The 6346-nt window shown below is 69.9% G+C and carries 5 protein-coding genes; 2 read left to right on the forward strand and 3 right to left on the reverse strand.

Annotated elements, in window-relative coordinates; all coding sequences use genetic code 11:
• Both ACQKIP_RS36705 and ACQKIP_RS36710 read right to left on the reverse strand, forming a co-directional pair.
• Nucleotides 1-674 (reverse strand): MFS transporter (locus tag ACQKIP_RS36705; protein ID WP_427745132.1); only part of this gene is annotated, 674 nt, incomplete at its 3' end.
• 221 nt (nucleotides 675-895) lie between these two features.
• On the reverse strand, nucleotides 896-2764 hold the full coding sequence (locus tag ACQKIP_RS36710; protein WP_365863202.1) for an alpha-L-fucosidase: 1869 nt from the start codon (nucleotides 2762-2764) through the stop codon (nucleotides 896-898).
• A gap of 227 nt (nucleotides 2765-2991) precedes the next feature.
• Between ACQKIP_RS36710 and ACQKIP_RS36715 the strand changes: the two genes are divergently transcribed.
• Complete coding sequence (locus ACQKIP_RS36715) at nucleotides 2992-3399, forward strand: hypothetical protein (RefSeq protein ID WP_365863200.1); 408 nt, start codon at nucleotides 2992-2994, stop codon at nucleotides 3397-3399.
• Here ACQKIP_RS36715 and ACQKIP_RS36720 read toward each other — a convergent pair.
• Nucleotides 3368-3721: a winged helix-turn-helix transcriptional regulator gene (locus tag ACQKIP_RS36720; protein WP_365863198.1), complete on the reverse strand. Its 354-nt coding sequence runs from the start codon at nucleotides 3719-3721 to the stop codon at nucleotides 3368-3370. The two genes, ACQKIP_RS36715 and ACQKIP_RS36720, sit on opposite strands and share 32 nt — an antisense overlap.
• A 267-nt stretch (nucleotides 3722-3988) precedes the next feature.
• Here ACQKIP_RS36720 and ACQKIP_RS36725 point away from each other — a divergent pair, with 267 nt between their 5' ends.
• Nucleotides 3989-6178, forward strand: a complete 2190-nt coding sequence (locus ACQKIP_RS36725) for an alpha-N-acetylglucosaminidase (RefSeq protein ID WP_365863197.1) — start codon at nucleotides 3989-3991, stop codon at nucleotides 6176-6178.
• The last annotated feature ends 168 nt before the right edge of the window (nucleotides 6179-6346 follow it).

Genomic DNA, 6346 nt, shown 5'->3' on the forward strand with positions numbered 1-6346 from the left:
CCCCAGGACTGCATGGCGCCGCCGCTGAGCCCCATGGTCAGGGCGGTGACGAGGACGGCGGCGACGGTGTAGCCGATCAGGGTGCCGAACTCCAGGAACGAGCCCCAGAATCCGCGCCGCTTGTCGGGCGCGTACTCGGCGATGAAGGTCGCGGCGCCGCCGTACTCACCGCCGGTGGAGAAGCCCTGCACCATGCGGCAGAAGACCAGGAGGATCGGGGCCCAGACGCCGATGGTGGCGTAGCTGGGGATAAGACCGATGGCGAGGGTCGCCGTCGACATCATGATCATCGTGAGCGCGAGGATCTTCTTGCGGCCGACGCGGTCGCCGAGCGGCCCGAAGAACATGCCGCCGATGGGGCGCACCAGGAAGGCCGCGGCAAAGGTGGCCAGGGAGGAGAGGGTCTGCGCGGTGTCGTTGCCGGAGGGGAAGAACTCCTTGCCGATGATCACCGCGAGGTAGGCGTAGACACCGAAGTCGTACCACTCCATGGCGTTGCCCAGGGCGGTCGCCTTCACGGCCCGCCTGACCTGGGCCTCTTCGGTGACGGTGATGTCCGACTGGCGCAGCCGCGGGTTCTTGCGGCGGTGGACCGCGCGGAAGAGCGCGCGGTGCCGGGCTATGGCCTCCGGAGCGGGCGGTGCCGGTATTTCGGGGGCTTCTGGCGCGCTCACGGTGCAGTCACTCTCTTGTTCGGTGATGGGCTGTCGTCGAGCCTCTGATCCGGGGGCCAAAGATCGACGACCGGTCATCTGCCCAGCTTGCGTCGATCAACACTGCCAATTCCGAAGTACGGAAAACGCTCGCCATTGGTCCTCGCGACAGGGGCCCCAAGTCCCGACTTCCCAGGACTTGGGGCCCGAATCGCCCGGCCGGCGGTGCCGGGGGGGTCCGCTCAGCGTGCGTACAGCTGCGCCGCCGGTACGATCTGCTGCTCCTGGCCGGGGCTGGACCAGAGCAGCTTGAGGTGGGCCTCGCCGGTCTGTTCCGCGTACTCGACCTTGATCGAGTGCCGCTTGCCCGCGGTGAGGGCTACGGCGGCCTTGTCGAGCTTCGGTTCGTGCGGCGTCCACGAGTCGATGACCAGCTTGCCGTCGATCCACACCCGCGCCATGTCGTCCGAGACGGTCGTCAGCGTGTACGTCTCCGAGCGGCGCGGTTCGAGACTGCCGGTCCAGCGGATGCTGAACCTGTCGGAGGGGATGCTCGCCGCCGGTGACCCCTCGTACTTCCAGGCGTGGTTGAGGGCGCGGTCGGTGCGGGTGATCTTCGGGGTGCCGCTCAGGTCCGCGTTGTCGAAGATCTCCTGCTTAAGGCCCTTGCCCTTGCCGGGGCGGGCCGTCGGGCCCGGGTCGACCGTAAGCTCGATGACTGTGGCGATGTCATTGGTGGCGGCGCCGGACGGGCGCAGGTCGATGCCGTCGCCGGACTTGGTGACGGTCACCTTCTGGTCGCTGCCGAGCACGCGCGCCGCCGTGACCCCGAAGTCCGTGCGCGCCTTCAGGTGCAGGGCGGCGCCGGACGCGGGCCACTGGTTGACCGCCGCGTACAGCTTGTCGCCCTTGCGGCTGACCGAGCCCCAGGACGGCTCCTCGACGAGACCGCCGTAGCGCGCGCCGAACACCGCGTTGCCCTGGCCGGCCGTACGCAGCCAGTCGCCCGTCTGCTTCAGGCGGTCGACGGAGGACTGCGGGACCCGGCCGCGGGCGTCGGGGCCGACGTTCAGGAGATAGTTGCCGCTGCGGGACGTGGTGGACAGGAGGTTCCTGACCAGGGTGGCCGGCGACTTCCAGTCCGTGTCGTAGCGGGCGAAGCCCCAGTGGCCGTTGAGGGTCATGCAGGACTCCCAGAGCTGGCCGTCGACCGGGGCGCCGGGGATCTCCTGCTCGGGGGTGCCGTAGTCGCCGTCGACCACGCGGCGCTTGCCGACGCGGTTGTTGATGATCAGGTCCGGGTCGAGGTCGCGGAGGTAGGCCTCCAGCTTCTCGCCGTCCTTCGCCGTCCAGGGGTTGTGCGGCTTGTCCGTGTCCCACTCGCCGTCGAACCAGAGCAGGGCGGGGTCGTAGGTGTCGACCAGCTCCTTGAGCTGGGCGCGCATCCGCTTCTCGTACTTCGGGAAGGTGGCGGGGTCCGGGAAGTCCGGGTCGTGCCAGTCCCAGATCGAGTAGTAGAAGCCGAGCTTGATGCCCGCTTCGTCGGACGCCTTCTTCAGCTCGGCGAGGATGTCGCGCTTCTTGTCGAAGGAGGAGTGGTCGCGCAGGTTCCAGTCGTTGACCTTCGTGGGCCACATCGCGTACCCCTCGTGGTGCTTCGAGGTGATGACGATGTAGCGCATCCCGGCGTCCTTGGCCGCCTTGACCACGGCCTTCGCGTCGAAGTCGGCGGGGTTGAAGGCGGCGGCCTGCTTCTCGTACTCGGCCTTGGGGATGTCGCACTGGCGCTGGATCCACTCGGCGTCCCGGCAGAGCGAGCCGTCGGCCTTCTTGTACTCGCCCTCCAGGTTCGAGTACGCGCCGAAGTGGATGAACATGCCGAAGCGGTCCTGCCGCCACCAGTTGGTGCGGTCCGACGTGAAGGGGTCGTCGGTGGCGTGGTCGGTTCCCGGGGCTGCGGACAGGGTTTTGGACGAGGTTGCGGCCGGGGCTGCGGGGGGTTCCGTCGGGGCCGCGACCGCCGCGGGGACGGCGGTGGCGGCGAGGGCCGAGGCGAGGAGCAGGGCGACCCCGGCGACTCTTCGCCGGGTGCGACTGAACGGTGTGCGCATGGGGGCGGCTCCCTGAGGTTGACGGGTCGCTGGGGAACGTAGGGTTCAATACATCGGATGTCAATGCGCTCAACTGAGGCCGATGCAGCGGATGTTGGCTTGGCTGCGGGAAATCGATCCGATGACTGGCCACTGCGACGCGGAATCCCGACGACGGGAGTAGGCTCCGAGGCACTGCTTCTAAAACCGAAGCGCTCAAGGGTCGGCAGTCAGGAGGGGCGATACAGATGAGCCTGGACGTACGTGAGGTACTGGCACCCGACACACCTGGCACACCCGGCCGCACCCGGCTCCCGCTCGCGCCGGACGTCGTCTTCCACAGCCCTGTCGCGGACTACCGCGGACGGGACGACGTGGGTCACCTGTTCGCGAAGATCGGGCAGTGCCTGACCGGGATCGAACCGCTGCGGGAGTTCACCGACCCCGGCCAGGAGGGCAAGGGGCAGCACAGCGTGACGACCTTCGCCGCGCAAGTCGGCGACGAGTCCGTGTACGGAGCGCTCGTTCAACAGGTCGACGCACAGGGCCAGTTGGCAGAGGCGACACTGCTACTGAGGCCGTTGAGCGCGCTGAAGGCCGCTGTCTCGCTGATGCGCGACGCGCTCAGCGCGGACCCTCTGCCGAGTCGGCGCTGACCTCGCTCGCCCAGCGCTCGGCCCACATGTCCAGGGGGCGCAAGGCCTGGTGGGCCTCGCGTCCGAGGTCGGTCAGGGCGTAGGAACTGTCGGGCAGCTGGCGCACCAGACGGGCTTCGAGCAGTTCGGTCAGGCGCTGGCGCAACACGCTGGACGACATCGCGTCGCACCGCTCCTGCAACGCACGGAACCCCAACGGCTCACCCCGCAACTCCCACACGACCCGCAGGCTCCAGCGCCGCCCGAACAGATCGAGGGCGGCCATCAGGGGGCGGCCCGTGGTGGAAGCGCGGGTGGGTCTGCCGGGCAGGGGTGCGGTCATCCGGCGACGCTAGCACTGGGGGCGGCGGCGGTCCCGGACCGGAGGCGGGCGCTCGGGCGGGTGACAACCGGAGCCGGGTGTGCCCGGCAGTCACGGACCGGGCCGGGCGCTCGGCGGCCACGAACCGGAGTCGGGCACTCGGCGGTCCCGGGGTGGCACGACGCGGCGTCTTGACCATGGTCCGCGGGCGGTTCATCGTGGTGCCGCGTCCAGCACCGACCGGGCGCCCGCCCGGGATTCGCCGAACCGGGAGGGTATCCCCTCGTCATGCCCCTGCCCCGCCGCACGTTCCTCACCGCCATGGCCGCGACGACCGGCGCCGCCGTCGCCTGTTCCGGCTCCACCGCCGACGGCGCCCCCGCCGACGCCTCCGATTCACCCGCGGCCAGGGCCGCCCGGCGTCTGCTGCCCGGACACTGGAAGCAGCTGACGTTCACGGCCGCGGGCCCCGCGGACTCCTTCCGGGTTTCCGGGCGGCGCGGGCACATCACCGTGGCCGGACCGACCCCCGCCGCGCAACTCACCGGACTTCGGCACTACTTGAAGCACGCCGCGCACGCGAACATCACCTGGGCGGGTGACCAGCTCGACCTGCCCGGCCGGCTCCCCGGCCTCGACGAACCGCTGACCGGACGCGCCAACGCCCCGCACCGCTTCGTGCTCAACGACACGAACGACGGCTACACGGGGGCGTACCACGACTGGTCGTACTGGGAGCGTGAGATCGACGTGCTCGCGCTGCACGGCTACAACGAAGTCCTCGTGTACGTCGGCGCCGACGCCCTCTACCACCGCGTGTTCCAGGAGTTCGGCTACTCCGAGCGCGAGTTGCGCGAGTGGATTCCGGCCCCCGCGCACCAGCCGTGGTGGCTGCTTCAGAACATGTCCGCCTTCCCGTATCCGGTATCACGGCAACTCCTGCACCGGCGGGCCGCATTGGGGCGCCGTATCGCGGACCGGCTGCGCGAACTCGGCATGACTCCGGTCCTCCCCGGCTACTTCGGGACGGTCCCGCCCGGCTTCGCCGCGAGGAACCCCGGCGCGCGGACCGTGCCGCAGGGCGACTGGGTCGGCTTCGCGCGGCCCGACTGGCTCGACCCGCGCACCGAGGCCTTCGGGCAGGTGGCCGCCGCTTTCTACCGCACCCAGGACGAGCTGTTCGGTGCCTCGACGATGTACAAGATGGATCTCCTCCACGAGGGCGGAAAGCCGGGTGACGTGCCGGTCCCGGACGCCGCGAAAGCCGTCGAGAAGGCGCTCCGGAGCGCGCACCCCGGCGCCCTCTGGGTGATCCTCGGCTGGCAGAGCAATCCTCCCGAGGCGATCGTGGACGCCGTCGACAAGTCCCGGATGCTGGTGGTCGACGGCCTCTCCGACCGCTTCCCGAAGGTCACCGACCGCGAGTCCGACTGGAACGCGACCCCGTACACCTTCGGCTCGATCTGGAACTTCGGCGGACACACGACCCTCGGCGCGAACACCCCCGACTGGGCGGCGCTGTACGAGAAGTGGCGCACCAAGGACGGCAGTACGCAGCGCGGCATCTCCCTGATGCCGGAGGCGGCCGACAACAACCCCGCCGCGTTCGAGCTCTTCTCCGAACTGGCCTGGCGTACAGGGGACTTGGACCTGAAGGACTGGTTCGCCGACTGGTCCGTGTCGCGCTACGGAGCCGCCGACCCGCACGCGGCCGCAGCCTGGGACGTCCTGCGCCGCACCGCGTACGGCACGACCCGCGCCGACGAGTGGGCCGAGGGCGCGGACGGCCTCTTCGGCGCACGGCCCGACCTGTCGGCGAAGTCGGCGGCGGCCTGGTCGCCGAAGGCCCTGCGGTACGACCCGGCGGACTTCGAGCCCGCGCTCACCGAACTTCTCGCCGTACGGCGTGAGTTGCGGGGCTCCTCCGCCTACCGCCGTGACCTCCTCGACGTGGCGCGGCAGGCGCTCTCCAACCGCAGCCGGGTGCTCCTCCCCCGGATCAAGCAGGCGTACGACGAGAGGGACGCGGACCGCTTCGGCCGGCTGGCCCGGAGCTGGCTCGGCCTGATGGATCTGCTCGACGGGCTGGTGGCCACCGACTCCCGCCATCTGCTGGGCCGTTGGGTCGCCGACGCCCGCTCATGGGGCGCCGACGCGACGGAACGGGACCGGCTCGCGTACGACCAGCTGTCGCTGCTCACCGTGTGGGGCACGCGGTCCGGGGCGGACGCCGGGCTTCGCGACTACGCCAACCGGGAGTGGGCCGGACTCGTCGGCGGGCTCTACCGGCTGCGCTGGGAGACGTACTTCAAGGAGCTGCGGGCGGCGCTCGACGAGGGCCGGGAGCCGAAGGCGATCGACTGGTTCGCCCTGGAGGACGGCTGGATCCGCGCACCGCGGAATCTCGCCGTCCGGCCGACCGGAGACACGTACAAAATCGCTGTTCAGGTGCGCGAACGGCTGTCCGAGGCGGGGTAACCGGCCGCAGGCACGGCCTCCAAGATCGTCAACTCCCCCTTCATTGACGGGTATACGTCATCCCGAATCTCTGGTAGTAAACCTTCCTAACAGTACGCGGAAGAGCAGCAGAGCAACCGGAACGACGAACTCCCCCACCTTGGAGGTCCCGTGCCCACCCCCCACACC

It is taken from the genome of Streptomyces sp. NPDC059900, from assembly GCF_050270335.1.
Taxonomy (GTDB): domain Bacteria; phylum Actinomycetota; class Actinomycetes; order Streptomycetales; family Streptomycetaceae; genus Streptomyces.